This window comes from Agathobacter sp. LCP21S3_B2 (genome assembly GCF_052118705.1).
GTDB lineage: Bacteria > Bacillota > Clostridia > Lachnospirales > Lachnospiraceae > Roseburia.
Genome location: NZ_JBQKGQ010000006.1, coordinates 88,417 through 113,728 on the forward strand (window position 1 = coordinate 88,417; position 25,312 = coordinate 113,728).

General features: G+C 42.9%; 25 protein-coding genes. 18 read left to right on the forward strand and 7 right to left on the reverse strand.

Features of this window, described 5'->3' with window-relative positions:
• The first annotated feature begins 15 nt into the window (after positions 1-15).
• Together ACTQ1L_RS06040 and ACTQ1L_RS06045 are read left to right on the forward strand one after the other, a co-directional pair.
• Positions 16-963, forward strand: coding sequence for a glycoside hydrolase family 43 protein (locus ACTQ1L_RS06040; protein WP_117481280.1), 948 nt, complete (start codon positions 16-18; stop codon positions 961-963).
• A 25-nt stretch (positions 964-988) separates the two neighbouring features.
• Positions 989-1,231, forward strand: coding sequence for a DUF6171 family protein (locus ACTQ1L_RS06045; protein WP_012743281.1), 243 nt, complete (start codon positions 989-991; stop codon positions 1,229-1,231).
• Between the two features lie 57 nt (positions 1,232-1,288).
• Here the strand turns inward: ACTQ1L_RS06045 and ACTQ1L_RS06050 are convergent, their stop codons facing one another.
• The gene (locus ACTQ1L_RS06050; RefSeq protein WP_441365978.1) at positions 1,289-2,224 is read right to left on the reverse strand and encodes an ArsR/SmtB family transcription factor; all 936 of its coding nucleotides are present in this window, start codon (positions 2,222-2,224) and stop codon (positions 1,289-1,291) included.
• Between the two features lie 409 nt (positions 2,225-2,633).
• On the opposite strand from ACTQ1L_RS06050, the gene ACTQ1L_RS06055 reads away from it, so the two are divergent.
• The 7 genes from ACTQ1L_RS06055 (at position 2,634) to araA (ending at position 11,897) form a co-directional block, all read left to right on the forward strand.
• The gene (locus ACTQ1L_RS06055) at positions 2,634-4,052 is read left to right on the forward strand and encodes an ABC transporter substrate-binding protein (RefSeq protein ID WP_441365979.1); all 1,419 of its coding nucleotides are present in this window, start codon (positions 2,634-2,636) and stop codon (positions 4,050-4,052) included.
• 78 nt (positions 4,053-4,130) lie between these two features.
• A complete protein-coding gene (locus tag ACTQ1L_RS06060; protein WP_441365981.1) occupies positions 4,131-5,027 on the forward strand; it encodes a carbohydrate ABC transporter permease in 897 nt (298 codons plus the stop codon).
• A gap of 3 nt (positions 5,028-5,030) precedes the next feature.
• Entirely contained in the window at positions 5,031-5,912 is an 882-nt protein-coding gene (locus tag ACTQ1L_RS06065; RefSeq protein WP_081021632.1) for a carbohydrate ABC transporter permease, read from the forward strand.
• A 35-nt stretch (positions 5,913-5,947) separates the two neighbouring features.
• Entirely contained in the window at positions 5,948-7,468 is a 1,521-nt protein-coding gene (locus tag ACTQ1L_RS06070; RefSeq protein ID WP_441365983.1) for an alpha-N-arabinofuranosidase, read from the forward strand.
• Between the two features lie 118 nt (positions 7,469-7,586).
• A complete protein-coding gene (locus ACTQ1L_RS06075) occupies positions 7,587-8,240 on the forward strand; it encodes a YesL family protein (protein ID WP_441365985.1) in 654 nt (217 codons plus the stop codon).
• A gap of 67 nt (positions 8,241-8,307) precedes the next feature.
• Positions 8,308-10,233, forward strand: coding sequence for a glycoside hydrolase family 127 protein (locus tag ACTQ1L_RS06080; RefSeq protein WP_441365986.1), 1,926 nt, complete (start codon positions 8,308-8,310; stop codon positions 10,231-10,233).
• 167 nt (positions 10,234-10,400) lie between these two features.
• A complete protein-coding gene (gene araA / locus ACTQ1L_RS06085; protein ID WP_117718554.1) occupies positions 10,401-11,897 on the forward strand; it encodes an L-arabinose isomerase in 1,497 nt (498 codons plus the stop codon).
• A gap of 149 nt (positions 11,898-12,046) precedes the next feature.
• On the opposite strand, the gene ACTQ1L_RS06090 is transcribed toward araA, so the two are convergent.
• A complete protein-coding gene (locus tag ACTQ1L_RS06090) occupies positions 12,047-14,056 on the reverse strand; it encodes a beta-galactosidase (RefSeq protein WP_441365988.1) in 2,010 nt (669 codons plus the stop codon).
• Between the two features lie 164 nt (positions 14,057-14,220).
• On the opposite strand from ACTQ1L_RS06090, the gene ACTQ1L_RS06095 reads away from it, so the two are divergent.
• Positions 14,221-15,087, forward strand: a complete 867-nt coding sequence (locus tag ACTQ1L_RS06095; protein ID WP_321112483.1) for an AraC family transcriptional regulator — start codon at positions 14,221-14,223, stop codon at positions 15,085-15,087.
• Here ACTQ1L_RS06095 and ACTQ1L_RS06100 read toward each other — a convergent pair.
• The 3 genes from ACTQ1L_RS06100 to ACTQ1L_RS06110 are packed head-to-tail and all read right to left on the reverse strand — an operon-like array spanning position 15,044 to position 17,115.
• Positions 15,044-15,721: a methylated-DNA--[protein]-cysteine S-methyltransferase gene (locus ACTQ1L_RS06100; protein ID WP_441365989.1), complete on the reverse strand. Its 678-nt coding sequence runs from the start codon at positions 15,719-15,721 to the stop codon at positions 15,044-15,046. The genes ACTQ1L_RS06095 and ACTQ1L_RS06100 overlap by 44 nt on opposite strands.
• Positions 15,722-15,780: 59 nt before the next feature.
• On the reverse strand, positions 15,781-16,716 hold the full coding sequence (locus ACTQ1L_RS06105) for a PH domain-containing protein (RefSeq protein WP_441365991.1): 936 nt from the start codon (positions 16,714-16,716) through the stop codon (positions 15,781-15,783).
• Between the two features lie 15 nt (positions 16,717-16,731).
• Positions 16,732-17,115 (reverse strand): GntR family transcriptional regulator, encoded by a 384-nt coding sequence (locus ACTQ1L_RS06110; RefSeq protein WP_441365993.1) that lies wholly within the window; start codon positions 17,113-17,115, stop codon positions 16,732-16,734.
• A 252-nt stretch (positions 17,116-17,367) separates the two neighbouring features.
• On the opposite strand from ACTQ1L_RS06110, the gene ACTQ1L_RS06115 reads away from it, so the two are divergent.
• The 8 genes from ACTQ1L_RS06115 (at position 17,368) to ACTQ1L_RS06150 (ending at position 23,635) form a co-directional block, all read left to right on the forward strand.
• Positions 17,368-18,612 carry an MYG1 family protein gene (locus tag ACTQ1L_RS06115; RefSeq protein ID WP_441365994.1) on the forward strand — a complete coding sequence of 415 codons (1,245 nt, stop codon included), beginning with the start codon at positions 17,368-17,370 and terminating at the stop codon, positions 18,610-18,612.
• A 283-nt stretch (positions 18,613-18,895) separates the two neighbouring features.
• Positions 18,896-19,120, forward strand: coding sequence for a GGDEF domain-containing protein (locus tag ACTQ1L_RS06120; protein WP_321111516.1), 225 nt, complete (start codon positions 18,896-18,898; stop codon positions 19,118-19,120).
• 36 nt (positions 19,121-19,156) lie between these two features.
• Complete coding sequence (locus ACTQ1L_RS06125; RefSeq protein WP_441365995.1) at positions 19,157-20,215, forward strand: iron-containing alcohol dehydrogenase family protein; 1,059 nt, start codon at positions 19,157-19,159, stop codon at positions 20,213-20,215.
• Between the two features lie 4 nt (positions 20,216-20,219).
• On the forward strand, positions 20,220-20,939 hold the full coding sequence (gene tsaA / locus ACTQ1L_RS06130; RefSeq protein WP_441365998.1) for a tRNA (N6-threonylcarbamoyladenosine(37)-N6)-methyltransferase TrmO: 720 nt from the start codon (positions 20,220-20,222) through the stop codon (positions 20,937-20,939).
• Positions 20,940-21,056: 117 nt separating this feature from the next.
• Positions 21,057-21,581: an adenine phosphoribosyltransferase gene (locus ACTQ1L_RS06135; protein ID WP_012743258.1), complete on the forward strand. Its 525-nt coding sequence runs from the start codon at positions 21,057-21,059 to the stop codon at positions 21,579-21,581.
• A 96-nt stretch (positions 21,582-21,677) separates the two neighbouring features.
• The gene (locus ACTQ1L_RS06140) at positions 21,678-22,739 is read left to right on the forward strand and encodes a stage V sporulation protein AD (protein WP_321111501.1); all 1,062 of its coding nucleotides are present in this window, start codon (positions 21,678-21,680) and stop codon (positions 22,737-22,739) included.
• A gap of 91 nt (positions 22,740-22,830) precedes the next feature.
• Positions 22,831-23,187, forward strand: coding sequence for a SpoVA/SpoVAEb family sporulation membrane protein (locus tag ACTQ1L_RS06145; RefSeq protein ID WP_441365999.1), 357 nt, complete (start codon positions 22,831-22,833; stop codon positions 23,185-23,187).
• A 73-nt stretch (positions 23,188-23,260) separates the two neighbouring features.
• Positions 23,261-23,635, forward strand: a complete 375-nt coding sequence (locus ACTQ1L_RS06150; protein ID WP_441366001.1) for a hypothetical protein — start codon at positions 23,261-23,263, stop codon at positions 23,633-23,635.
• Between the two features lie 7 nt (positions 23,636-23,642).
• On the opposite strand, the gene ACTQ1L_RS06155 is transcribed toward ACTQ1L_RS06150, so the two are convergent.
• Together ACTQ1L_RS06155 and ACTQ1L_RS06160 are read right to left on the reverse strand one after the other, a co-directional pair.
• Complete coding sequence (locus ACTQ1L_RS06155) at positions 23,643-24,158, reverse strand: phosphatase PAP2 family protein (RefSeq protein ID WP_441366003.1); 516 nt, start codon at positions 24,156-24,158, stop codon at positions 23,643-23,645.
• A 217-nt stretch (positions 24,159-24,375) separates the two neighbouring features.
• A complete protein-coding gene (locus ACTQ1L_RS06160; protein ID WP_441366004.1) occupies positions 24,376-25,251 on the reverse strand; it encodes an AraC family transcriptional regulator in 876 nt (291 codons plus the stop codon).
• Positions 25,252-25,312 lie beyond the last annotated feature (61 nt).

Consider the following 25,312-nt stretch of genomic DNA (forward strand, 5'->3'; position numbering starts at 1 on the left):
TAGACGGAGAAAAATATGGATAATACATTAAAATATAATAAACCATGGATACTGCAGAGAGCAGATCCATATGTATACAGACATACAGACGGAGCATATTACTTTACAGCGTCAGTGCCAGAGTACGACAGGATTGTACTTAGAAAATCAGATACGCTTGCTGGACTTGAGACAGCGGATGAGACTGAAATCTGGCACAAGCATGAGAGTGGACCGCAGAGCATACATATATGGGCACCGGAGCTTCATTATCTGTTTGGAAAATGGTATATCTACTATGCAGGCGGTGATAAGGATGATATCTGGGCAATAAGGCCGTATGTATTGGAATGTCAGGGGGATGACCCGGTTAATGATAACTGGATTGAGAAAGGCAAGATGCAAAGAGCAGACGGGGATGAGTTTTCGTTTGAAGCATTTTCACTTGATGCAACAGTTTTTGAAGTAAATAATGTGTGGTACTATATCTGGGCAGAAAAGGTCGGAGTGGGAAAGCAGATTTCAAATCTGTATATAGCACGCATGAAAAACGGATACACACTTGATACTGTACAGGTGCTTTTGACCACACCTGATTATGATTGGGAAAGGTACGGCTTCTGGGTGAATGAGGGCCCGGCAGTTTTAAAACGAAATGGCAAGGTATTTGTTACATTTTCAGCCAGTGATACGGGAATACATTATTGTGTTGGACTTTTGACTGCAGATGAAAGCTCAGACCTGCTTGACCCGCGTTCGTGGGAAAAGGATCGTTATCCGGTGCTTCGCTCTGATGAGGCAGCAGGAGTTTACGGACCCGGACACAATTCGTTTACCGTAGATGAAAACGGTGATGACATAATGGTATACCATGCAAGAACGGAGACTGAAATTGTGGGAAATCCACTGTATAATCCAAATCGTCATGCAATGCTCATGCGGTTTGGATGGAAGGATGGACGTCCTGTGTTTTCGTATAACTGATAAGGCAAAAGAAAGGGGACATCACATGGAACTGATATGTAAGAAGTGTCTGCTTAGAGAAATGGCAGAGGCCGACGCAGCAATGATAAAAAAATATGTTGATGCGATAAAGGGCGAAGACAGAGTGCCGGAAAAAGAGTATGAGGCAAGGCTTGCAGTGTGCAAGGCGTGTGACAGGCTTAATGCCGGAACTTGTAATGCATGCGGCTGTTATGTGGAGCTTAGGGCACTTACAGGTGTTTCGCACTGTCCTCATAAAAAGTGGTAGTACAAATAAAATAATAACAAAATGACTGCGGTTTTGATTTCCGCAGTCATTTTATTATTATTTAGTGGTTTTTTCAGCGTCAAGAGGGGCATAATTGATGGATACAACAATGTCCTGATCGTAGTTACCGAAGCTTTTTCCGAATATTGTGAGTCCACCGATATGGGCAGAATCCTCCTCGACAGCTATGCGGAAGCGGATGGTGCTTGTGTAGTCAAGATTTAGCTCAGAGGTTGTGACATCTGATATCTTAAGACCATCTATGAAGGTGCCTTTATGATTTATGACCAAAAGCTTGAGGAGACCGTATTGATTCCAGTTTTGAGGCCACCATTCAGGGGTGAACATTCCACGTACATCTCCATAGTCACCGGGAGAGGTCCAGGTGCCAACCAGGGTGTCATTGATATAAAAGCTTATATCACTTGGCCAGTTGTTATCAATACCGGGAGCTTCGGAGCTTATCTCGGCAGAGAGTGAAAGCTGGGTGATCTTCTGATTACGTGGAATGAGGTTTGGAATCACGTACTCCACATATCCCTTTGTGAACCACATAATGTCAGCATTGAAGCGGTCAGGGTGGTCAAAGTAACGCACGTCATCGAGCTCTCCTATCACAAATAAGGATGTAGCCATGCCACAGGTTGGACAGACGTTGTGAGATGAGAACTGCCCTACCTTTATGGAGGTGTTGTATACGTTGCTTAAGTCTATTGGCTTTTCGATTTCTACTAATATACGATCCTGAATCAGTGAACACAGCTTCTGGTTGCCGTGACCGGATGAATCGTTTGAGGTGGAGATAAGTCCGCACTCCTCAAGCTTTTTTATATGTCCGGTTAAAGCTCCATTGCTGATGTTTAGCTCGTTTGCAAGCTGATTCATGCTCATCTGGTTATTCTCGAGCAGAATTTTTAAAATCTGGATACGAATATCAGAGCCGAGAGCTTTAAACAGTTCGAGACCGTCATCTAATGATGTGATATGTATCATATATAGATTCTCCTAAAATATTTTATAAAATTAAAAATGAAATTCTTGTGTGTAAAACATATAATAATTATAAAAATATGCTACTATGTTGTCAATAAATTATTGTATATAGTTTTGGAATTTATTTACATTAACTTTAAATTAAATGTATTGTGCAATATGTATAGCTTAGATACGTTTAGAGAAGAAAAAAACATAAAAATTTAGACATTATTAAACAATGTTTAAAATAGTTTAAAATAATCTAAAATAAATATTGACATTGCAGCTACTCTCATGTATATTATGTACATAAACAAAACACATTAACGACCTGTTTTAGTCAAATAGCAATAAGCCCAGCATGAGATTAGGGCAGGAAGTTAATACAACTTATCAATTCAATTTCATTTTAACAGGAGGAAGGAAAATGAAAAAGAAATTAGTTAGTGCACTGATGTGTGCAACAATGGCAGTAACAATGCTTGCCGGCTGTGGAAGCGGCAGCAAAAACGGAACAGAAGCAGCAGATGGGGGAACAGAAGCTGCTGAGTCAGAGGTAGTGACAAACACTTACGGAGATTCAAAGGGAACACACCTTGAGATGTGGACATTCGTTGAACTCCATGCACAGCACTACGGCACAATGGTAGAGCAGTGGAATAAGGATCATCCGGACAAGACAATCGAGATTACATGTACTACATATCCATATGGCGATATGCATACAAAGCTTCTTACATCACTTGAGGCCGGTACAGGAGCTCCTGATATCTGTGATGTTGAGGTTGGACAGTTCCCTAACGTAGTTGCAGGTCAGGATAAATGGTTAGTACCACTTGATGATTATACAAAGGATTACATGAGCACAATGGTTCCTGCCAGAATGGAGACATATCAGGGTTCTGATGGACATTACTACGGAGCACCTTATCATGTAGGCGCCACAGTTATGTACTACAACGTAAAGGCTATGGGAGATGCAATGGGTCTTTCACAGGCTGATGTCATCGCAAAGATTGATGGAGTAAAGACCTGGGATGATTACGAGGCACTTGGAACAGAGTATGTTGAGGCAGCAGGTGAGAAGGGTACAAAATACTGGACATCTGTTGATACAGCCGGAACAGACTGGTTATGGCTTGCAATGGCTGAGTACGGAGAGGACTGGACAGGAGGATTTGACGGAAAGGCAAATGTACAGCTTGATTCAGTTAAGAAAATGCTCACAATGCAGCAGAAATGGTTAAAGAGTGATCTTGCAGAGGTATCACCTGACGGACATGTTGACCTTGAGGCTGGTTTCCAGAACATCATGGATCACAACATCGTTTCATTCCCTAAGGCAATGTGGTATATGAGCCGTTTCACAAACTATATGCCTGATGAGAAGGGTAACTGGTACATCGCAAAATGTCCTACATTCGAGGAAGGACAGAAGTGCTCAGTAGGTATCGGTGGAACAGGTACAGTTGTTACACAGCAGTCTAAGGCAAAAGAACTTGCAGCAGAATTCCTTTGCTGGGCTAAGATGTCTGAGGTTGGTGAGCAGAATATCTGGGATACACTTGGATTTGATGTATGTAACACAGCTTGCTGGACAAATGATACATTTGCTCACAATGATGAAAACCAGTACAATCAGTTCTTCATCAATTATCCATACGATGTGCTCAATTCTATCGGAATGGACAATATTGGCAAGATTTCTGTAGTTAAAATTAGTCCTACAATTAATGAGAATGTATGTAATACAACTCTCAATGAGGTACTTGAGGATCCTGATTACAGCGTGGATGACGCATTACAGGAGCTGCAGGAGGCAGTAGATATGGAGCAGGAAGAGTAATTTTATAGCTCTTAAAAGGGGAGGTACTGGAGGTTTGGTCTCCGGCCTCCCTTTATTAATAAGAAAGAGGTGCGTAAATTGAAGATTAAAAAATTCTTGTATTCACAAAAGGTTGCGCCATATGTATTTGTTATACCATTTATATTAAGCTTTGCAATATTCTGGATTTACCCTCTCTGCTCATCTGTATTTATGAGCTTTGAGAAGATTACACCACTTGAAACAGGCTTTGTGGGTATAGATAATTATAAGAAGCTGTTGTCGGATACAGTGTTCCATACAGCGATAAAAAACAGTGCAACATATATGTTCTGGACACTTGTATTACTGATTCCGTTCCCAATGCTTTTTGCAGTGCTTATGGACAGTAATCTTGTAAAGGCAAAGGGTGTATGGAAAGCAGTGCTTTATATGCCGGCTCTTACATCTGTAGTTATTTCAGGTACTCTGTTTCGTCTGATGTTCACAGAGTACAGCACAGGACAGATGAACAAAATTGTAATGGCACTCGGCATGGAGCCTTTTAAATGGTTGAAGGTCGGCTGGACAGGAATGGCAGCACTTTTGGTTTTGGCCTGCTGGAGATGGACCGGTGTAAATATGCTCTATTTCCTTTCAGGACTAAAGTCAATTGATACTTCATTGTATGAAGCGGCTGAGATTGATGGAGCAAACGGCTGGCAGAAATTCCGTTACGTGACATTACCTTTACTCAGACCGACAACAATCTATGTTTTGACAATATCAATCTATGCAGGACTTGCGATGTTCCTTGAGTCATATATGCTGTGGGCGGGCAACAATTCGCCAAAGAACATAGGACTCACCATTGTAGGATATCTGTATAAGCGTGGTATTGAGAAAAATGACATGGGATATGCATGTGCGGTTGGTATGGTGCTTTTGGTTATAGCACTTGCAATTAATATAATACAGCTTGTATGTAACGGAACATTTAAACGCGAGGAGGACTAAAAAATGGCAGATAAAAAGAAAAAAGTGCGTTCTGTCAAAGACACACCAAGACATAAGGTTGGCGTTGTTTTAGGCACAGGATTCTTCGTAATACTTTGTGCGATAATAGTATTTCCGGTCTTTGCAGGTCTTTTAGCATCGTTTAGACCGGGCAAGGAGCTTATCAGAAGAGGTCTTTCAATTGATCTTGATTTCTCAACGATGAGCCTTGATAATTATACTTATCTGTTTTCAGGCAATGCAGACAGCCAGAAGTATTTTATGTGGTATAAGAACTCTCTTATTATTACAATTGTATCGGTGGTGCTTACACTTCTCATCTGCTACTTTGTAGCTTATGGACTGACAATGTACAATTACAGGCTGAAGAACTTCCTGTTCTTTTTGGTAATTGCAACAATGATGGTACCGTTTGAGATACTTATGCTTCCTCTTTACAAAGAGATTATTGCAATCGGACTTATTGATTCATATGTTGGTGTTATTATAACGGGACTCTGCTCGGCATCGACCATATTTTTCTTCAAGCAGTATCTGTCAGGTCTGCCTAAGGATCTTTTGGATGCGGCAAGAATTGACGGTGCTACAGAGTACGGTATTGCAACAAAAATAATACTCCCACTCACAAAGCCGGCATTTGCTTCTATGGGTATATTGTCAGCGATGGGTGTATGGAATGCAATCCTTTGGCCATTGCTTGTGCTTAAAGGCGCAGAGAAGTTTACACTTCCTATCGGACTTAACACTCTTCTCACACCATACGGAAACAACTATGATGTACTTATTGCAGGCTCAATGTTTGGTATTTTACCGATATTTATTATCTTTTTGATTTTCCAGAAATATATCATCGATGGTATGACCGCAGGAGCTGTTAAGGGATAACTTAAAAATAATGCATAAGAGATAAAGGAGAAAATATGGCAAAAATTATTGTTAATAATGAGAAAAAAAAGAGCACAATTGCTCCGGAGATTTATGGACATTTTTCTGAGCATCTCGGAAGATGTATCTACGAGGGATTATTTGTAGGGGAGAATTCAGATATACCAAACGTAAACGGCATGCGTACTGATGTTGTAGATGCATTAAAGGAAATGAAGATACCTGTGCTCCGCTGGCCGGGCGGCTGCTTTGCAGATGAGTATCACTGGATGGATGGTATCGGTCCTAAAGAGAAGAGAAAAAAGATGATCAACACCCACTGGGGTGGTGTAGTTGAGGACAACAGCTTCGGAACACATGAGTTTTTTGAGCTTTGCAGACAATTGGGCTGTAAGACATATGTGAACGGAAATTTAGGAAGCGGAACAGTACGCGAGATGAGTGAGTGGGTAGAGTACATCACATTTAACGGAGTATCACCTATGGCTGACTTGCGTAAGGAAAACGGACACGAAGAACCATGGACTATCGACTACTTCGGAGTCGGAAATGAGAACTGGGGATGTGGCGGAAACATGCGTCCTGAGCATTATGCAGATGAATACCGCAGATACCAGACTTATGTCAGAAATTATGCAGGCAATCAGCCAATCAATAAAATCTGCTGTGGTCCAAATGTGGATGACTATGAGTGGACAAAGAAGGTGATGGCTACATGCTTTGACCATTGCGAGCCGAGATTCCATGGTCAGATGGATGGATTATCACTTCATTATTACACACTTCCGGAGACAGAGGATGACTGGAATATCAAGGGAAGTGCGACAGATTTTACAGAGGATATTTTTTATCAGACTCTTAAGAGAGGATATTTTATGGAGGAGCTCATCAATCGTCATGGAGCTATAATGGATGAGTATGATCCTGATAAGAATATAGGTCTTATTGTTGATGAGTGGGGCATCTGGTCAGATGTGGAGCCTGGTACCAATCCGGGATTCTTATATCAGCAGAACACAATGCGTGATGCGCTTGTTGCAGGTATGACATTAAACATTTTCAACAAGCATTCCGACCGTGTGAAGATGGCATGTATTGCACAGCTTATAAATGTGCTTCAGTCTGTAATGCTCACAGACGGCGATAAGATGATAAAGACACCTACATATTATGTATTCCATATGATGAGACATCATCAGGGCGCAGCTCTTTTGGACAGCTCTCTTGTAGGAGGAACTACAGTTGGTACAGGAAAGAATGAGCTTCCGAAGGTTTTTGAGTCTGTATCAGAGGATAAGGATGGAGTGATTACAGTCACACTTACAAACAATTCTCTTGAGTCGTCAGAGGATGTTGATATTATGCTCACAAATGAGGGTGACAAATACAGTGTAAGTGAGGCCAGATACATCGAAGGTGCCATGGATGCACACAATACCTTTGAAGCACCTGAGGTAGTGGATGAGAAGGATTTCACAGCATATGAAAATACACAGACCGGTGTGAAGGTTACTCTTCCGGCATGCAGTGTTGTTACACTTAGATTATCGAAATAATATTAAAACAGCTATTCAGAATCACGGGGAATAAAAAGCAGGTTTTCCTGTTCCTCAAGTGGTTCTGAATAGTTATGTATTAAAACAAAATTGTTCAGATTAAGAAAGGACAGATAATATGCCACGGGGATTAAATTACGACAACAAAATTTTATCTATAGTAAATACTGCAGTTGACATGCTTATTCTTGGGATTTTCTGGTTTGTCACCAGCATCCCTCTTGTTACCATAGGTGCATCAACTACGGCAGTTTATTATACTGTAAATAAGTGTATAAGAAACAAAAAGAGCTATGCTTATGTTGAATACTGGAAAGCTTTTAAAAGTAATTTAAAAAAATCAACACTTGCTTTTATTGTATGGCTTATACCGGCAGCTTTTCTTGTGGCAGACTGTATGCTCATGAAACAGCAGCTTAAGGCCGGAACATATCTTGGAATGATGTACTATTTCTTTCTGGTATTATCGGGTGCTGTACTTGCATGGGCATTTTATCTGTTTTCATACATGGCCAGATTTGAGTGTACGGTAAAGGAGGCTCTTAAAAAATCACTTTTCATGATGCTTGCAAATCTTGGCTGGTCCATTTTGCTGGTTGCAGTATTTTTATTCATACTGTTCTGGTGCAGGGACATACTATGGCTGGTTGTGCTGTTTCCGGGAGGTTTTGGATGTATAAAAAATTATTGTCTGGAGCGTGTGTTCAAGAAATACATGACACCGGAGGATATCGCACGGGAGCTTGAGGTAAACCGTACATATGCAAGCTGACCTTTTATAATAAGGCACACAGCAAAAAAGTTATAAAAACGGCTATATAATATGGAGAGAGTAGAATATGGATTTAAAGAATATAAAAATAGAGGATCCGTTTTGGGGACATATGCAGGAGCTTGTGACAGATGTTGTCATTCCGTTTCAGGAAGACGTGCTTAATGACAGACAGCCCGGAGTGGAAAAAAGTCATGCAATAGAGAATTTTAAGATTGCAGCAGGCCTTTCACAGGGCGAGTTTTACGGTATGGTCTTTCAGGACAGTGACGTGGCAAAATGGCTTGAGGGAGTGGCATATTCTCTGATAATAAAGCCTGATGCTGCGCTTGAAAAGAGAGCTGATGACATTATAGATATTATCGCTGCAGCACAGCAGCCGGATGGATATCTGAATACATATTTCACAATAAAAGAGCCTGAGCACAGATGGCAGAATCTGCTTGAGTGTCACGAGCTGTACTGTGCAGGTCATATGATGGAGGCTGCTGTCGCATATTATGAGGCTACCGGCAAGGATAAGCTGCTTAAGGTTATGGAAGGCATGGCGGGACACATCATAGACAGATTCGGGCCTGACAAGCTGCCCGGAATACCGGGGCATCAGGAGGTTGAAATAGGTCTGATGCGCATGTATCATGCAACAGGAAATGAGGCCTACAAAAAGCAGGCGAGATATTTTCTTGAGGAGAGGGGGAAAAATCCCGCTTTTTTTGCCGAGGAAGCCGCAAAGCGTGATTGGAATCATTTTGGAATGGTTCCTAATGATATAAAGTATAACCAGAGCCATGCTACCATTTATGAACAGGAAGAAGCGGTAGGACACAGTGTGCGTGCTGTCTATATGTATACAGCCATGGCAGATCTGGCAGCAACGGAGCACGATGAAAAGCTTTTTGCCGCCTGTGAGAGACTGTGGAATAACATGACAGAAAAGAAGATGTATATAACAGGAGGTATAGGCTCAACAGTGGAGGGAGAGGCCTTTACGAAGGAGTATGAGCTGCCGAATGATATGGCATACGCTGAGACCTGTGCATCGATAGGGCTTGTTTTCTTTGCAAAGCAGATGCTTAAAATGAGCAAAAACGGCAAATACGCAGATGTCATGGAGAGGGAATTATACAACGGAATTATAAGTGGAATGCAGCTTGATGGAAAGAGATTTTTTTATGTGAATCCGCTTGAGGTAAATCCCGGAGTATCGGGAGAAATATTTGGCTATAAGCATGTCATTCCTGAAAGACCGGGCTGGTATGCATGTGCATGCTGTCCTCCGAATCTTGTGCGTATGGTTACATCTCTGGGCAGATATGCGTGGGATGAGGATGATGATGTAATCTATTCACATCTTTTCATCGGTCAGGAGGCTCGGCTTAAAAAAGCAGATATAAAGGTTGTCAGTGAATATCCTTGGAAGGGACATGTTTCATACAGCATTACACCGAAGACAGGCGATGAATTTGCTGTTGCAATACATATTCCGGGATATCTGAAGAGCTTTGAGGTGACACTCAATGGCATGAGGTTAAAAGAGAATAGTGAGGCAAAAGCAGATGTGTTCTATTCTTATAGGGATGGCTATATCTATATAAAAAATAAATGGCATGATAACGATGTTATAGAAATCAGCTTCAATATGGATATCCGTGTAATATATGCCAATACAAAGGTAAGAGAGGATATAGGATGTGCAGCTTTGCAAAGAGGTCCGGTAGTGTACGCTTTTGAAGGAGTGGACAATGATGATGATGTGCAGAGTCTGATGATAGATGTGTCAAGGCTTAATGAAGCACAGATTGAAACAGAAGCTGAGGGAATATTAAAGGGCGCGGTTCTTTTAGATATTCCTGCAGTGAGACTTGAAGGCTCAGATGCGCTGTATTCTGAGAAGCCACCGAGACAAAAGTCTGTAATAGCAAGGGCTATACCATATTATATGTGGGGAAATCGCGGACTTAATCAGATGAGGGTATGGATGCATACGTTATGAAGAAAAACGGACACATAAGATAACCGTAAATAACCATAAAATGAGCACAAAAACTTATTTTGATTTTAATGATTAGTATTATTATGTATTTGAAATAAAAACCACGAGAGAAATATAAATAAACACAAATAAAAATAAAAAATAAAATAAAATAAAGGAGAGGAACTATGTTAGCAGTAAAAAATTACAAATTCTGGTTCTGCACCGGCTCGCAGGACCTGTACGGAGATGAGTGCCTTGCAAATGTTGCAGCACATTCAAAGGAGATTGTAGCCAAATTAAATGAGTCAGGAAAGCTTCCGTTTGAGGTAGTCTGGAAGCCGACACTCATCACAAATGAGCTCATCAGAAAGACCTTCAACGAGGCCAATACAGATGATGAGTGCGCCGGTGTTATCGTATGGTGTCATACATTTTCACCTGCAAAGTCATGGATTTTAGGACTCAAGGAGCTCAGAAAGCCGTTACTTCATTTACATACACAGTACAATGAGGAGATTCCATACGATTCAATTGATATGGACTTCATGAATGAGAATCAGGCAGCTCACGGTGACAGAGAGTGGGGACACATTGTTACACGTATGGGTATAGAGAGAAAGGTCGTTGTGGGACACTGGTCAGATCCTGTAGTACAGGAAAAGATTGCATCATGGCAGCGCGTAGCAGTCGGTGTGGTAGAGAGCAGTCACATCCGTGTAATGCGTGTAGCTGACAATATGAGAAATGTTGCTGTTACAGAGGGTGACAAGGTAGAGGCTCAGATTAAGTTTGGCTGGGAAGTGGATGCTTACCCTGTAAATGAAATTGCAGAGTCTGTTGCAGCAGTTTCACAGTCAGATACAAACGCGCTCGTAGATGAGTACTATGACAAATACGATATCCTGCTTGAGGGCAGAGATCCTGAGGAGTTCAAGAAGCATGTAGCGGTACAGGCACAGATTGAGCTTGGATTTGAGAGATTCCTTGAGGAGAAGAATTATCAGGCAATCGTAACACACTTTGGTGATCTTGGAGCATTAAAGCAGCTTCCGGGACTTGCAATCCAGCGTCTCATGGAAAAGGGATATGGCTTTGGAGCTGAGGGAGACTGGAAGGTTGCAGCAATGGTTCGTCTCATGAAGATCATGACAGCAGGAAAGAAGGATGCCAAGGGTACATCAATGCTCGAGGACTACACCTACAATCTCATGAAGGGCAAAGAGGGAATACTCGAGGCGCATATGCTTGAGATTTGTCCATCAATCGCAGACGGTCCTATAAGCATCAAGTGCCAGCCACTTACAATGGGTGACAGAGAGGATCCGGCAAGACTTGTATTTACATCAAAGGAGGGCACCGGTATCGCCACATCACTTGTTGATTTGGGTGACCGTTTCCGTCTCATTATCAATACAGTTGACTGCAAGAAGACAGAGAAGCCTATGCCAAAGCTTCCTGTAGCAACAAACTTCTGGACACCACAGCCTGACCTTTACACAGGTGCAGAGGCATGGATACTTGCAGGAGGAGCACATCATACAGCGTTCACATATGACCTTACCGCTGAGCAGATGGGCGAGTGGGCAGCCATGATGGGCATTGAGGCTGTATTTATCGACAATGATACAACAATCAGAAACTTCAAGAAGGATCTTATGCTTGGAAATATTTTTTACAAATAAAATATAGCTATGCTTAATAATTAAAATCCCGGGTTGTCTGTCACACTAAGGTGTGTACGGACAACCCGGGATTTTGTCGGTTGTGAATGATACAAAAATGCAGCGGCTTTTTGTGTAGCTTACTATATGTTTTAATGCATAAGACTCTCTTATAGTGCCTCCTGAAGTATCTTCACATCCCACTTATTCATCACATCGCCCTCTTTAGCTGCTTCTCCGGTGATCAGGTCAACCATTCCTGCAAGGCTTGAAGGGAGAGTCTGCTTTTCATCAGTGAAATTCATCACAAAGTAGAAGCGTGTATTTTCGCTCTCGCGGCATGTGATTTCAAGGCCTGTCTCTTCAGCAATGACACCTGATACAGACACTTCATTTGTGGCTTCATCAAGCACTCTTGCAAGTCCGGCTGCCTCAAGCTGTGTGGCAACATAGTATACATGGCCTTTTCCGTAGATGTTCTTTGTGACAGCAGGCATTCCTGCATAGAAATCGCTTTCATATGTGGCGAGTATTTCTGCACCTTCCGGGTGCATCAGGTCGCACAGCAGATTGCATTTATATTCTTTTCCATCCGAAAAGCTTACAGTGTTTGACTGCTCCGGTGCGAGCGCGTCAATTTCCTCAACCCAGACACCTGCCATCTCGCGAAGCGGTCCCGGATATCCGCCCAGATACACGTTGTCAGACTGGTCCACAATACCACTCATAAATGTTGTGATTAGAGTACCGCCGTTTTTCACAAACTTCTCAAGCTTTTCCTTCATCCCTTCCTTTACCATGTACAGAACAGGTGCGGCAATCACCTTATACTTTGAAAAATCACCGTCAACCGGAATCATATCGACTGAGATATTTTTGTTGTAAAAATACTCATAATAGTGGTGAATCTGGTCAACATATTTAAGGTCCTGTGTAGGTCCGCTTGTGTACTCAAGTGCCCAGTAATTGTCCCAGTCAAAGATGATTCCCACATCTGATTTATTACGTGTGCCAAGTGTCCTTGTGCCGAAGCTTTCAAGCTCCCCTCCAAGCTGTGCAGTCTCCTTAAATACCCTTGTGTCGTTTGTTCCGACATGTGCTATTACAGCACCGTGGAATTTCTCGCAGCCACCCTTGCTTCGTCTGAGCTGGAAGAACTGGATAGTGTCTGCACCATGGGCTATGGTCTGATAGCTCTGTGCACGCATCTGTCCCGGACGCTTCAATGAATTGTAGTGCTGCCAGTTCTGCTGGCTTGGAGTCTGCTCCATGAGCATGAATGGCTCATCCTTAAGACCTCGCATCAGGTCGTGAGTCATCGCAACCATGCTCCATGGTGTGTCGTATGCAGGGTAATTATCCCACGACACGATATCCATCTCCTTAGCCCACTTGAAATAGTCAAGACCCTTGAAGGTACCCATCAGGTTTGTTGTGACAAGTGCATCAGGAATGATAGCTTTTACTGCATCGCGCTCCAGCTTATAGCAGTTCAGCATGCTGTCAGAGTAAAAACGCCTGTAGTCTGTTGATATTCCGGCAAAGCTTGTCATGCCACCCCAGGCCTCCTCGCTGAGCTCGTTAGGTACGACTATCTCATCCCAGTCATAGAAGGTGTGTCCCCAGAACTCTGTGTTCCAGGCATCGTTTACGGCATCAAGAGTCTTGTACTTATCCTTGAGCCATACACGAAACTGCTTCTGACAGTTGTCACAGTAACAGTATCCGCCGTACTCGTTATTGATGTGCCATACAGAAATATTTTTATTGCCGCTATAGCGTTTTGCAATCTCTGTCGCAAGAGCCTCTGCGTACTTCTGATATACCAGGGAGTTCGGACAGAAATTGTGTCTGGCACCAAATTTATGCTGGCGTCCCTCGTAGTCGGTGCTCATTGTCTCAGGATATTTCTTGACCATCCATGCAGGCAGTGCCGCTGTGGATGTTGCCATGACGATGTCGTAGTTTTCATTTGTGAGCATATCAACTATTTCGTCAAGCTCTGTGAAATTATACTCATTCTCAGACGGCTGTATTTTAGCCCATGAAAAAACGTTGATTGTGGCACTGTTGATATGGGCATCCTTAAAGTATGCCATGTCCTGCTTCCAGACCTCCTTAGGCCACTGATTTGGATTGTAATCTCCTCCAAAAAGGATTCTTTTGAATTTTGACTGCATTTTTTACCTCCGTTATGGTATTAACCCCAATATTATGATATTCTTAAACTATAAATGTGTTTCCTTATGCACTAATCATATAATAGATTTACGGAAAATAGTATAACATCATAAACCAAATTATATAACATTCTGAAACTAAACCGTTTTTGAAAGGAGAAAGCATGCCTATTTATTTTGGAAGCAATTTCGCAAGAGAACCGTTTCAATTCGACTCTGTCGGTAATGAATGGGAGCAGGAAAGCGTGACGCGCCCGGAGGGGTATCCGCTGTACCATTATTTACAGACGAAGGAGGGCGTGGGCGAGGTAACTGTATACAGCAGAAATCAGGCTGTTTCAGACAATATTTTGTCAAACAGTCATACGATTGAGCTGCAAAAGGGGCAGGGGATTCTCATTGCTCCAAACGTGCCACACTCCTATCACAATAAAAACATCTCATCCGGCAATAGCCTGCCCTGGAAAACAGAGTTTGCCACTTTTACAGGGACAATGGCGGCAGCCTTCAGGGAAATGTTTGATGAAAAGGAATACCGGCTGATTGATGAGAATAAGGGGATGGAGGTGTCGGAAGCGATTAACAAGGCTGTAGAAGACTTTAAGGAATGCTCCAGTGATACGCAAATGCTCTCACTTGACTGTTATGGCATTATGCTTTTGCTCTCAGACCAGTCTAATCACACACACGATAATGATGACCAAAGCTATGTACGTTTTATAAAGCCTGTTATAGATGCTATAGAAGAAAGCTACATGGACGATATCAGTGCCAAGGAGCTTGCTGATGGTGTATTTGTATCGCAGCAATATCTATCGCGTGTTTTTACGGAGTTTATGAACTGCTCAGTGTATGAGTACCTGACCAACTACCGCATAAATAAAGCCAAGGAGTTACTGCTTATAAACAGCAGGCGTAAGGTGCAGGATATAGCATCTGATGTGGGGTACTCAGATGCCAGCCATTTTATCGTCATGTTCAAGAAACTTACAGGGATGACACCGGCGCAGTTTCGGAAGCTGCATATATAACATCATCTACAATCCGTATTCCATATTTATCAAGGTCAACCCTGCCGTCTATGACCTCAATGCCATCTGATCTTAGACGTTTAGCCTGTTCATCGGCTCCGCCGAAGGCAAATGCCCCTGACAGCTCACCTTTTGCATTTACCACTCTGTAGCATGGAATTTCATTAGGATTGGGATTCTTGTGCAGGGCATTGCCGACAGCCCGGCACATTTTTTTATTGCCCGCAAGCTCAGCAACCTGTGCATATGTGGCAACACAGCCCTTTGGGATTTTTTTTACAGCCTCATATATGAGCCGGGTTGGATTATAGGTGACAAGGTCATAGCTGTCTGCAATCATGTTTTTTATAGCGTCATCAGGTATGCTGCCATCGAGAATGATGGTATTCCAGTTGTCCTTGTTCTGGTGCCAGCCGGGGATGACCGATGGGAAGGCATCCCTCCAGAAGTCTCGCCAGGCAGGAGATACCTTGACATTTAAGTTGATAAAACCATTGCGCTCGTAGGTCCATAGGAAAACCTTTTTGCTGTCCTTTACGCGGACTAGCTGCCAGTTTGGGTCGTGGAATGGGGCTTCCTGATATGTATTTGGAAAAGATAAACCGTAGTTTAATGCTTCTTGTCGTGTTTTCATAGATTTTGTCTGCTTTCATTTTAGGTATACGATTACAGTATAACATAAAAAGAACAAATTTATTGACTTAATTCTTCATACAACCTCTCTATCTCCCCATCTTCCTTAGAATTAACAAACACCAGTGTATCATCCGATTTTATCATGAGAATAGGAGAGTATCCGTCGAATACATACAGGCTGCACTTTCCGAGGGTGCGTCCTTCATACCTGCCGATATCATAGCTGTCTGTAGAGGCTCCGTTTGTACGCAGGAAACTGTCCTCCGGCAGCTCGTTCAGAAGCTTAAGCTCTGTGATGTCATTTACATCAATCTCGCTTGTATAGCCACCGGCAGAAATAGTAAGGTTATTGTTTGTCAGAGTGATTTTTTCCTGTATATTAATCAAAGGAAGCATGCAGACAAACACCAGAATGATACAGCCGGCTATTATTGCACAGGTGATTCCTGTGAAAATCCACGCGCCTTTTTTAGCATAATTAAACGTGTAGTTGCCGGACTGCATGCGGTTTTCAATGAGAATATGTTTGTCGTCGGGATTATAGTAGTAGCCGGTTTTCCAGTATTCATCATCGTCCACATCTATTGGTGAGGTGTCGATATAAACCTTTTTGCGTTGGGCTTCTATTATCCATCCGTTTTGTATTTTCAGAGCATACATTTTCCGGTGGGAGCTGTTTGGAATATGAATAATTCCAAAGATATATGCAAACATCCAGATAATATATACCAGAACAAAAACGGCAATGTTAAAAAAAACAATAAAGCATATCGCAATGGAGATAATCACATTGGCAATCTGAAAGTGTTTCATTTTGCATTTTCCGGTGGTGACGATTTCGGTTACTTCGGCATCTTCTTTGTGAGATGATGGAATATGTACATTGAGATACATGCCATTTTCATATTTATAGGCGTGTGTGTAAGCAAATTGCATACATAGTATGAGAAAAAGGTTTGTAACTATAAAGATAATAAACATGATAATTTCCATAGTCTGCCTCCTCTGCTAAGCGGTACATGGTTTCATTTGTGAATACATTTTATCACACATTGATAAAAATTCCTCACGGCTCATTCCGGTGAGACAGGCCTCAGCACTTAAAAGCTCAAGCTCTGATTCCAGCTTTTCAGTGAAATCTGTATCATCTGCGATGGATTCTGACACAAAAGCGCCGAGCCGTCTGTCTGTACGGATAAATCCCTCATTTTTCAAAATCTGATAGGCTTTATTGACCGTCATTGTGTTTACACCGGCATCGCTTGCAAGCTGACGCACGGTTGGAAGCTTTTCACCGGTCTTTAGCTCACCTTTGCCTATTCCATTTACAATCTGGTTTCTAAGCTGTACATATATCGGTGTGCTGCTTGACATGTCGAGTTCTATTATCATGTGAACCTCCTGTATCTTACTGTTTATATGTCATAGCCTGTTTGAAATGCATCAATATTTATGAGCAGGCTGTAATATGACAAAATTTGTAAGTGATATAAATGTATTATTTGTATTATATATAGTAATACAGACAACCCTTTATGTCAACTGATGTTTTAGCATCAACTATATTGACATTTTGAATATTACAATTATGATTAAAGAGTTATAAGGTATCACAACGTAAAAGAATACATATGAGGTTAAAAAATGAGCAGATTAATAGAGCAGATAAAACAAAAGGATGCCTGTGCCTTCACACATGGTGGCAAATTTCATGCAGATGATGTGTTCTCATCAGCCCTGCTTTTGTATATAAACCCTGAGATCAGCATAACAAGGGGCAACAGTGTGCCTGATGATTTCACAGGAATAGTTTTTGATATAGGGCGTGGTGAGTTTGACCATCATCAGAAGGACAGCAGAATCAGGGAAAACGGTGTGCCGTATGCGGCATTTGGCCTTCTGTGGGAGGCTGTTGGAGCGGATATTCTAGGCGAGGAGCTGGCGGTAAAATTCGATGAGTCATTTGTCCAGCCTCTCGACAACAATGACAATACAGGAGAGAAAAATGAGCTTGCAACGCTTATAGGCAATTTCAACCCGTCATGGGATTATGAGGGCGGCAGCGATGAGGCTTTCTTTCAGGCGGTAAGCGTAGCAGGCATGATACTGGAAAACAAATTTGAGAGATACCGTGGCAATGAGAGAGCCGATAAGAGAGTGGAGGAGGTGCTTGCAAAGCACGATCCGGCAAGCAGAATACTGGTGCTTCCTGAGTTTATACCGTGTCAGAAGGCTCTGAGTGAGACGGATATTGCGTTTGTTATTTTTCCGTCAAACAGAGGCGGCTTTTGTATACAGCCACAGAAAAGAGAGTATTCGATGAATTACAAGTGTTCTTTTCCGGCAGAGTGGCTGGGGCTTGAAGGTGAGGAGCTGGTAAATGCTACAGGAATTTCCGGTGCGATATTCTGTCATAAGGGAGGCTTTATCATGACTGTTAAGGAGCAGGATGAAGCTGTAAAGGCGTGCGAAAAGGCGCTTTCTCTTCATAAAGACAGCTCTGTGATAGTATGGTATGGCAGTAAAGGAGATACTGCAGCCATGGCATGTGACAGTCAGACAGACGAGCTGCTTATAAATGTTGCAAAAGGACGAGGAATAAAGGGTGTGCATATCTGTCATGTTGATGCAATGCCTGTTCCGCAGCTTGAATTAACAGAGATTGACAGTGAGACAGCATATGCAGAGGTACTGATGGAGAAGCTACAGTGGAAGGCATATGTAAAGGAGCAGGTGAAGCAGATTGTAAAGTACAGACCGGAGGCTGTGTATGTGGAAGGAAACGCATTTGAAACATATCCGGTTATACGTGCACTCAGAAAGAAGCACATTCCTGTGCTTACGATGATTGAAAATAAAGAGAAAAAAATAATGGTAAGAATACCATGATTTATGTGCATTTTTGAAAAAATTTGGTATAATGTTGGTAAGCGCGGACCACAACGGAGTGTAGAGCTGCGCAATTCCTTCACAAAGTCGAATAATGTAGCGAAGTTTAGCAGCTATTCATCACTTTCAAGTATCTATATATCCATGGCACTGGTAAATGTGCAGACACACAGATACCAGATAGTAAAGACTTTGGATGAGATTGTACACTTCCTGGGTGTAAAACTGTTATACCTTTGCGTGATGAAGTAACCCGCTTTTAGACTGTGACAAGTTTAAGTCAATAAACGATACCTATGGACATGCGGTAGGTGACAAGGTGATAATAGCAATTGCTGATACTCTGCGCAAATCATGTCGTGATGATGATGTCGTGCTTCGCCTGGGCGGTGATGAGTTTGCGGTATTTATACCGGGGATGCTTGATAAAGAGCGGGCAGAAACTTTTTTTGACAGGCTTTTTTCAAACATAGAGCACAGTGCGACAATTTTTGATGCAAAGCAATGATAGTCGGGCATATTAAATAAAAAGAGGAGAATGAAAATGCAGACAGGAAAAGCAATATCTATCCCATCGGTTCTCAAGGTGGGAAAGGGAACATTAAACAAAATCGGAGAGTATTTAAAGAGTGAGGAGCTGACGAGCGTAGTCATTTTTATGGGAAACGGTCTCATAGATATGTTTGGAGATGCTATAATGAAGTCACTTACTGATGCCGGTATCACCGTGCTTGAGTACAGCGAGCTTGATACGGTTGAGATAGACGATATCATCACCCTTGCCTTTGACATACCAAACAAGGCAAAGGCAGTCGTATCAGTGGGCGGAGGAAAGGTGATAGATGCAGGAAAATATGCAGCTTTTCTAAGAAATCTGCCATTTATCAGTGTGCCGACATCAAGCTCAAGCGATGGTTTTTCTAGCGCCAGTGCATCACTTTTGGTGCACGGCAAGCGTACGTCGGTTCCTGCAAAGCTTGCGCATGGTATCATAGTTGACACACAGGTCATCCGCACAGCACCGGAGAAGTTTATATATTCAGGCATCGGGGATATGGTGTCAAAGATTACAGCACTCTATGACTGGATTTTTGAGGAAGCACATGGTGCAGGCGTGGTCAATGACTTCGCCGTGATGGTCGCTAAAAAGGCGGTCAACAGCTTTGTGCGTACACCTTATGAGAGCATAAAGGATGAGCTTTTCCTAAAGGAGCTTGTGGATTCGCTTGCCATGAGCGGTATAGCAAACGAGATAGCGGGAAGCAGTGCGCCGACCAGCGGCAGTGAGCATCTTATTTCACATGCGCTTGACAAAATTCTTGAGCATCCACAGCTTCATGGCATACAGGTCGGCATAGCAACCTATATCATGAGTGTAGTGCAGAACCACAGATATGTAAGGGTGTGCACTGTGCTCAAAAGGACAGGCTTTTTCGACTATGCGGCCACTCTTGGCATGAGAAAACAGGATTTTCTGGATGCGATAGATATGGCGCCATCCATGAAGCCGTTCAGGCACACATATCTACATGAGAAGGAGTACCGCGACGCGGCAAAGAAGCTTGTGCTGGAGGATGATATACTGAATAAAATACTGGTATAGAGATATGTATGAGAAGACTATAGAGCCGGTTGCGGTTATGCACACCGGATTTGGAGAGAAATTTGGCATTCCAAGGCAGAGCGGCCTTGTGCCTGAGGCGGCAGGGCAGATAGTATTTGAACCCAAATACAGAAATCCCGATGCGCTTCGTGGAATAGAGGAGTTCACACATTTGTGGATTATATGGGGCTTTTCTGAAAACAGGGTGGAGAAATTTACACCGCTCGTCACACCACCCAGGCTTGGAGGCCGGGAAAAGAGAGGTGTTTTTGCCACACGTTCACCGTTTCGCCCAAACGGCATGGGACTATCCTCTGTAAGGCTTGATAAGGTTGAGTACAAAAGCAGCAAGGGCCCCATAATTCATGTGTCAGGTGTAGATATGCTTGATGGCACACCAATCTATGATATAAAGCCGTATCTGGCATATTCAGACTCATATCCTAAGGCATCAGATGGCTTTGCCGCAGAGCACAGATGGGATACGGTGCATGTTATATGGAGGGATGAGGCACTCAAAAGCTGTATGGATGAAGATACCCGCATTACTGTGGAGCATATTCTGGAACAGGATCCAAGAGCTGCATACAACAAGGCCAAGGATTATATCTATGGCATGAGATACGGCAAATTTGATATACGCTTTGTGGCTGATTCACATGCCGGCACGATGGAGATAGTGGATGTCGTGGAGTGCATAGATGGGTATCATAAGGTGAAGTGATTTTGATTTGCATATGGCGCCACAAGAGAGTAAAATGGTAATGCATACAAAAAGGACAAATGCGTCACGAATATATTTGTAAATACATATTAAATACATATAAGGAAGGTACATACAATGAAAACAGTAAAGGACTATATCAGAACTATCCCGGATTTCCCGGAGAAGGGCATCATGTTCCGCGATGTGACAAGTGTTATCCAGGATGCAGATGGATTAAAGCTTGCAATTGATGAGATGATAAAGAGGCTTGACGGACTTGATTTTGATGTGATAGCAGGAGCAGAATCAAGGGGATTTGTTTTTGGCATGCCGATAGCATATGCGCTTCATAAACCGTTTGTCATGGTGAGAAAAGCAGGCAAGCTGCCATGTGAGACTGTATCAAAGACATATGACCTTGAGTATGGCACAGCAACAATTGAGATGCACAAGGACTCTGTAAAGCCCGGTCAGAAGGTGGTTCTCGTGGATGATCTTATCGCTACAGGAGGCACAATGCAGGCAGCAGCAGAGCTTGTTGAGGAGCTTGGAGGAGAGGTTGTGAAGATGCTTTTCCTTATTGAGCTTGCAGGTCTTAATGGCAGAAAGCTGCTTAGCAAGTATGATGTGGACGCAGTTGTGTCATATGATGGCAAGTAGAGCTGTTATATCTGAATGAATATATTTTATATGTTTGTGCATACTGACATTAATTAAATCAATGATTTGATGAGATTAAGAGTAAGGAGAGTCAGTATGCAGCAAAAATTGGGAAAGTGGAGTCTCCGTTTTGCGGAGGCTCCTTTTATATTGGAAAGCAGTTCGGTTGTAGGCACAAAGGAGGCGGACGGACCGCTTGGTGGTCTGTTTGATATTGTAGGCAAAGATGACAGGTTTGGGCAGAATACGTGGGAAAAGGCAGAAAGCTCCATGCAGCGCGATGCACTCACAATGGCCCTTGGAAAAGCACATCTGGATGCATCCGACATGGACTATGTATTTGCAGGAGATCTGCTCGGACAGTCTATGGCCACAACCTTTGGTGTGGAAAACTTCCGTATTCCGTGGTTTGGAGTGTATGGAGCATGCTCCACATGCGGGGAGTCGCTCTCACTTGCCGCGGCATTTGTGGCAGCAGGGTATGCAAGGCATACGGTGGCAGTGACATCGAGCCACTTTGGCAGTGCCGAAAAGCAGTTTCGCTTCCCTAACCAGTATGCGAATCAAAGACCTGTGTCAGCGACGTGGACTGTCACAGGAAGTGCTGCATTTATTGTGGGCAGTGGAGCAGGTGGTAATGAGATACAGACCGGGTGTGAAAATGCAGATAGTATATCAAAGAAGGTGCAGATTGAGGGAATCACGACAGGAGTTGTGGTGGATTATGGCATAAAGGACGCCATGAACATGGGCGCTGCAATGGCCCCTGCGGCCTGTGAGCTGATAGTAAATCACCTGAGTGATTTTGGAAGAGAGGCATCCTATTACGACAGGATAGTGACAGGAGACCTTGGAAGCGTCGGACAGAAGATACTGATTGACCTGTGCAGGCAAAAAGGCGTGGACATAAGCAAAAATCATGAGGACTGTGGCATGAAGATGTTTGATGCAACGAATCAGAATACAGGCTCAGGTGGTTCGGGCTGTGCATGCTCGGCAACTGTTTTGTCAGCATATTACCTGCCAAAGCTAAGAAGTGGTGAATTGAAGCGTATACTATTTGTGCCGACAGGAGCACTTCTTTCGCCTGTCAGCTTCAACGAGGGCGAGTCAGTACCGGGAATTGCACACGGTGTGGTGCTTGAAGCTGTAATTTGAAGCTGATGGCTTCACATATATAATAGGGTGAACGAGCCGTTTTTGTGGATGGCTGTACGTTCAAAAAATAGAAGAAAGGTGTAAGGATATAATGGATTATGTAAAAGCATTTGTCGTGGGCGGTATCATCTGCGCCATAGTACAGATTTTGATGGAAAAAACAAAGCTCATGCCGGGCAGAATTATGGTAATGCTCGTGTGCACAGGAGCGCTGCTTGGCGCTGTCGGCATATACGGGCCATTTTCAAAGTGGGCAGGTGCCGGTGCCAACGTACCGCTTTTGGGCTTTGGCAATGTACTGTGGAAGGGTGTGAAGGAGGCAGTGGACAGCGAGGGTTTTATTGGCTTGTTTAAGGGCGGCTTTAAGGCTTGTGCCGTCGGATTATCGGCAGCACTAATCTTTTCGTATATCGCGGCACTCATCACGAAACCAAAGTTAAAGAGATGATTAATTTCAGAATAATGCATAATTAACAGTAAAATGCCCATACTATTTCTAAAACGAAAAGGAGACTGATACAATGAAGAAAATGAAATATTTATTGGCACTTTGCCTGACACTCGCTGCTGTAGGAAGCTTTGCAGCCTGTGGAAACAATAGTAATGTGGCTGACACCTCAATGGTTGAAAATACACAAAGAGGTGGCTCTGCCGCCGACGATGCCGGTAAAGCCGGCAAGGATATCATAGATGGCGCCGGAAATGCCGGCAAGGATGTGATAGACGGAGCAGGCGATGCCGGAAAAGATGTGATAGACGGAGCGGGCAATGCCGGAAAAGATGTGATAGACGGAGCAGGCGATGCCGGCAAGGATGTAATAGACGGCGCAAAGGATGCCGTAGATGATGCCGGAAACGCTGTAAAAAAGAGTGTTGATGGTGAAAATAACAACTAACAGCTATTTATAGAAAGAAAACAGTCGCTATATATGCTTCAGTGGCTGCAAAAACAAAAGCACCGACAACATCGCTGATAAAGTGCACACCTGATATCACACGGACACAGGCAATGATAGCTGCAAGGACTGCAAGCAAAATGCCGGTGAACCATAAAGGCGAAGCCGCAGGTGAGCAGATTAAGACAGTAAATGCAATTATAAATGCAGAAAAAACGTGCCTGCTTGGAAACGACCTGCCGTGTGTATCTTTTGGAATGACAGGCGGCATATCAAATTTTTCGTATGGGCGTGGCCTGTTTACGATATATCTGAAAACAGATACTGTAATAAAGCCGACAAGCGGAGCAATGATTGAGAGTGCAAGCATATGACTGGCTGTAAAGCATAGATACAGCACGTATACAGGGTATGTGATAAAAACTAAATAAGTGCATATTTTATTGATTAATTCAAGCTTTCGGGCTGCCCTGTTATTTTCACGGAATGGGGCAGTCATTTTTATGTATGTATTTTTTTTCATGATTATTTTCCATCGTTTATTTAAGAAATATTTTATTGTAACTATCTAGTACAGCGAATAATAAGTAATTGATATATTGACCGGTCTGCGATTCCGATAGCACATGCCAAAAAGCCTTGACGTAGCCCGCTACGCCTGCGTTTTTTGACATGCACTCTCGAAACCGCATCCTCGCTCAATGTATCAACAACTTAATTTTCGCTGTACTAGAGTGGTGTCAACTGCCCTTGCGGTACTGCAGAGGTGTCATGCCATAGTGCTTTTTGAATGCTCTGTTAAAATATGACAGGCTTTCAAACCCCACTTCACCGGAAATAGAAAGCACCGAGCTGTCTGAGCTTTGCAAAAGTCTCGCAGCCATGGTCAGGCGGTAGTCCTTTAAATAGTCAACAAATGATGTACCCATGGTCTCTTTAAAATACCTCATAAAATGAGACTCTGAAAAACCGGCTACATCAGCGATATCGGCAATGGAGATTTTGTCGGCATAATTATTTTCCACATATTTGAGTACAACCTTCATCTTATCGAGCGTCTTTCTGCTTTTTAAGGGCTTTGTCAGATTACGGCATCGGTTATCAAGCACAAAAAAGAATTCGTAGAGCTTGCTTTTTATATAAAGCTGGTAGCCCTGCGGCATTGTCTTGCAAATCTCATCGCATGCATCTATTGGAGCCACGACATCCTCGTAGTATGGATATACCGGGGTAAAAACCGTCGGGACTGTGAATCTGCCGGCTAAGAGAGGTTTAAGAAAATTCTCCTTGGTGTAATCGTACTTTCCGGGAAGCAGCATCGACAGGGAAAATATGATATTTTCGTATTCCATCGATTCATCCATATATTGGTCTATAGAGTGAAGCTGTCCCGGCAGAATCAGCACAAGGCTTGGCGCAGTGACCTGGTACTCCTTAAAATCTACAGATATATGACCGCGGCCCTTCTTTATATAGATAAGCTCCATGTCGTCGTGCCAGTGCAGCGGAACCCCGGAAAAATCAAGAGGAATAGAGCACAGGTAGGTATTGTATGGGAACGTAAGCTCCACATGTGTTTTGTCTTCGTGATAATTTTCATATTCTAATATATTCATGATGATATTTTAGCATATTATTTCTTGAAAAACCACTAAAAATATCGAAAAATGATAGGAT

Coding starts and splice junctions, on each gene's coding strand:
- ACTQ1L_RS06040 (WP_117481280.1), top strand. CDS start 16: ATGGATAATACATTAAAATATAATAAACCATGGATACTGCAGAGAGCA.
- ACTQ1L_RS06045 (WP_012743281.1), top strand. CDS start 989: ATGGAACTGATATGTAAGAAGTGTCTGCTTAGAGAAATGGCAGAGGCC.
- ACTQ1L_RS06050 (WP_441365978.1), bottom strand. CDS start 2,224: ATGATACATATCACATCATTAGATGACGGTCTCGAACTGTTTAAAGCT.
- ACTQ1L_RS06055 (WP_441365979.1), top strand. CDS start 2,634: ATGAAAAAGAAATTAGTTAGTGCACTGATGTGTGCAACAATGGCAGTA.
- ACTQ1L_RS06065 (WP_081021632.1), top strand. CDS start 5,031: ATGGCAGATAAAAAGAAAAAAGTGCGTTCTGTCAAAGACACACCAAGA.
- ACTQ1L_RS06070 (WP_441365983.1), top strand. CDS start 5,948: ATGGCAAAAATTATTGTTAATAATGAGAAAAAAAAGAGCACAATTGCT.
- ACTQ1L_RS06075 (WP_441365985.1), top strand. CDS start 7,587: ATGCCACGGGGATTAAATTACGACAACAAAATTTTATCTATAGTAAAT.
- ACTQ1L_RS06080 (WP_441365986.1), top strand. CDS start 8,308: ATGGATTTAAAGAATATAAAAATAGAGGATCCGTTTTGGGGACATATG.
- araA (WP_117718554.1), top strand. CDS start 10,401: ATGTTAGCAGTAAAAAATTACAAATTCTGGTTCTGCACCGGCTCGCAG.
- ACTQ1L_RS06090 (WP_441365988.1), bottom strand. CDS start 14,056: ATGCAGTCAAAATTCAAAAGAATCCTTTTTGGAGGAGATTACAATCCA.
- ACTQ1L_RS06095 (WP_321112483.1), top strand. CDS start 14,221: ATGCCTATTTATTTTGGAAGCAATTTCGCAAGAGAACCGTTTCAATTC.
- ACTQ1L_RS06100 (WP_441365989.1), bottom strand. CDS start 15,721: ATGAAAACACGACAAGAAGCATTAAACTACGGTTTATCTTTTCCAAAT.
- ACTQ1L_RS06105 (WP_441365991.1), bottom strand. CDS start 16,716: ATGGAAATTATCATGTTTATTATCTTTATAGTTACAAACCTTTTTCTC.
- ACTQ1L_RS06110 (WP_441365993.1), bottom strand. CDS start 17,115: ATGATAATAGAACTCGACATGTCAAGCAGCACACCGATATATGTACAG.
- ACTQ1L_RS06115 (WP_441365994.1), top strand. CDS start 17,368: ATGAGCAGATTAATAGAGCAGATAAAACAAAAGGATGCCTGTGCCTTC.
- ACTQ1L_RS06125 (WP_441365995.1), top strand. CDS start 19,157: ATGCAGACAGGAAAAGCAATATCTATCCCATCGGTTCTCAAGGTGGGA.
- tsaA (WP_441365998.1), top strand. CDS start 20,220: ATGTATGAGAAGACTATAGAGCCGGTTGCGGTTATGCACACCGGATTT.
- ACTQ1L_RS06135 (WP_012743258.1), top strand. CDS start 21,057: ATGAAAACAGTAAAGGACTATATCAGAACTATCCCGGATTTCCCGGAG.
- ACTQ1L_RS06140 (WP_321111501.1), top strand. CDS start 21,678: ATGCAGCAAAAATTGGGAAAGTGGAGTCTCCGTTTTGCGGAGGCTCCT.
- ACTQ1L_RS06145 (WP_441365999.1), top strand. CDS start 22,831: ATGGATTATGTAAAAGCATTTGTCGTGGGCGGTATCATCTGCGCCATA.
- ACTQ1L_RS06150 (WP_441366001.1), top strand. CDS start 23,261: ATGAAGAAAATGAAATATTTATTGGCACTTTGCCTGACACTCGCTGCT.
- ACTQ1L_RS06155 (WP_441366003.1), bottom strand. CDS start 24,158: ATGAAAAAAAATACATACATAAAAATGACTGCCCCATTCCGTGAAAAT.
- ACTQ1L_RS06160 (WP_441366004.1), bottom strand. CDS start 25,251: ATGAATATATTAGAATATGAAAATTATCACGAAGACAAAACACATGTG.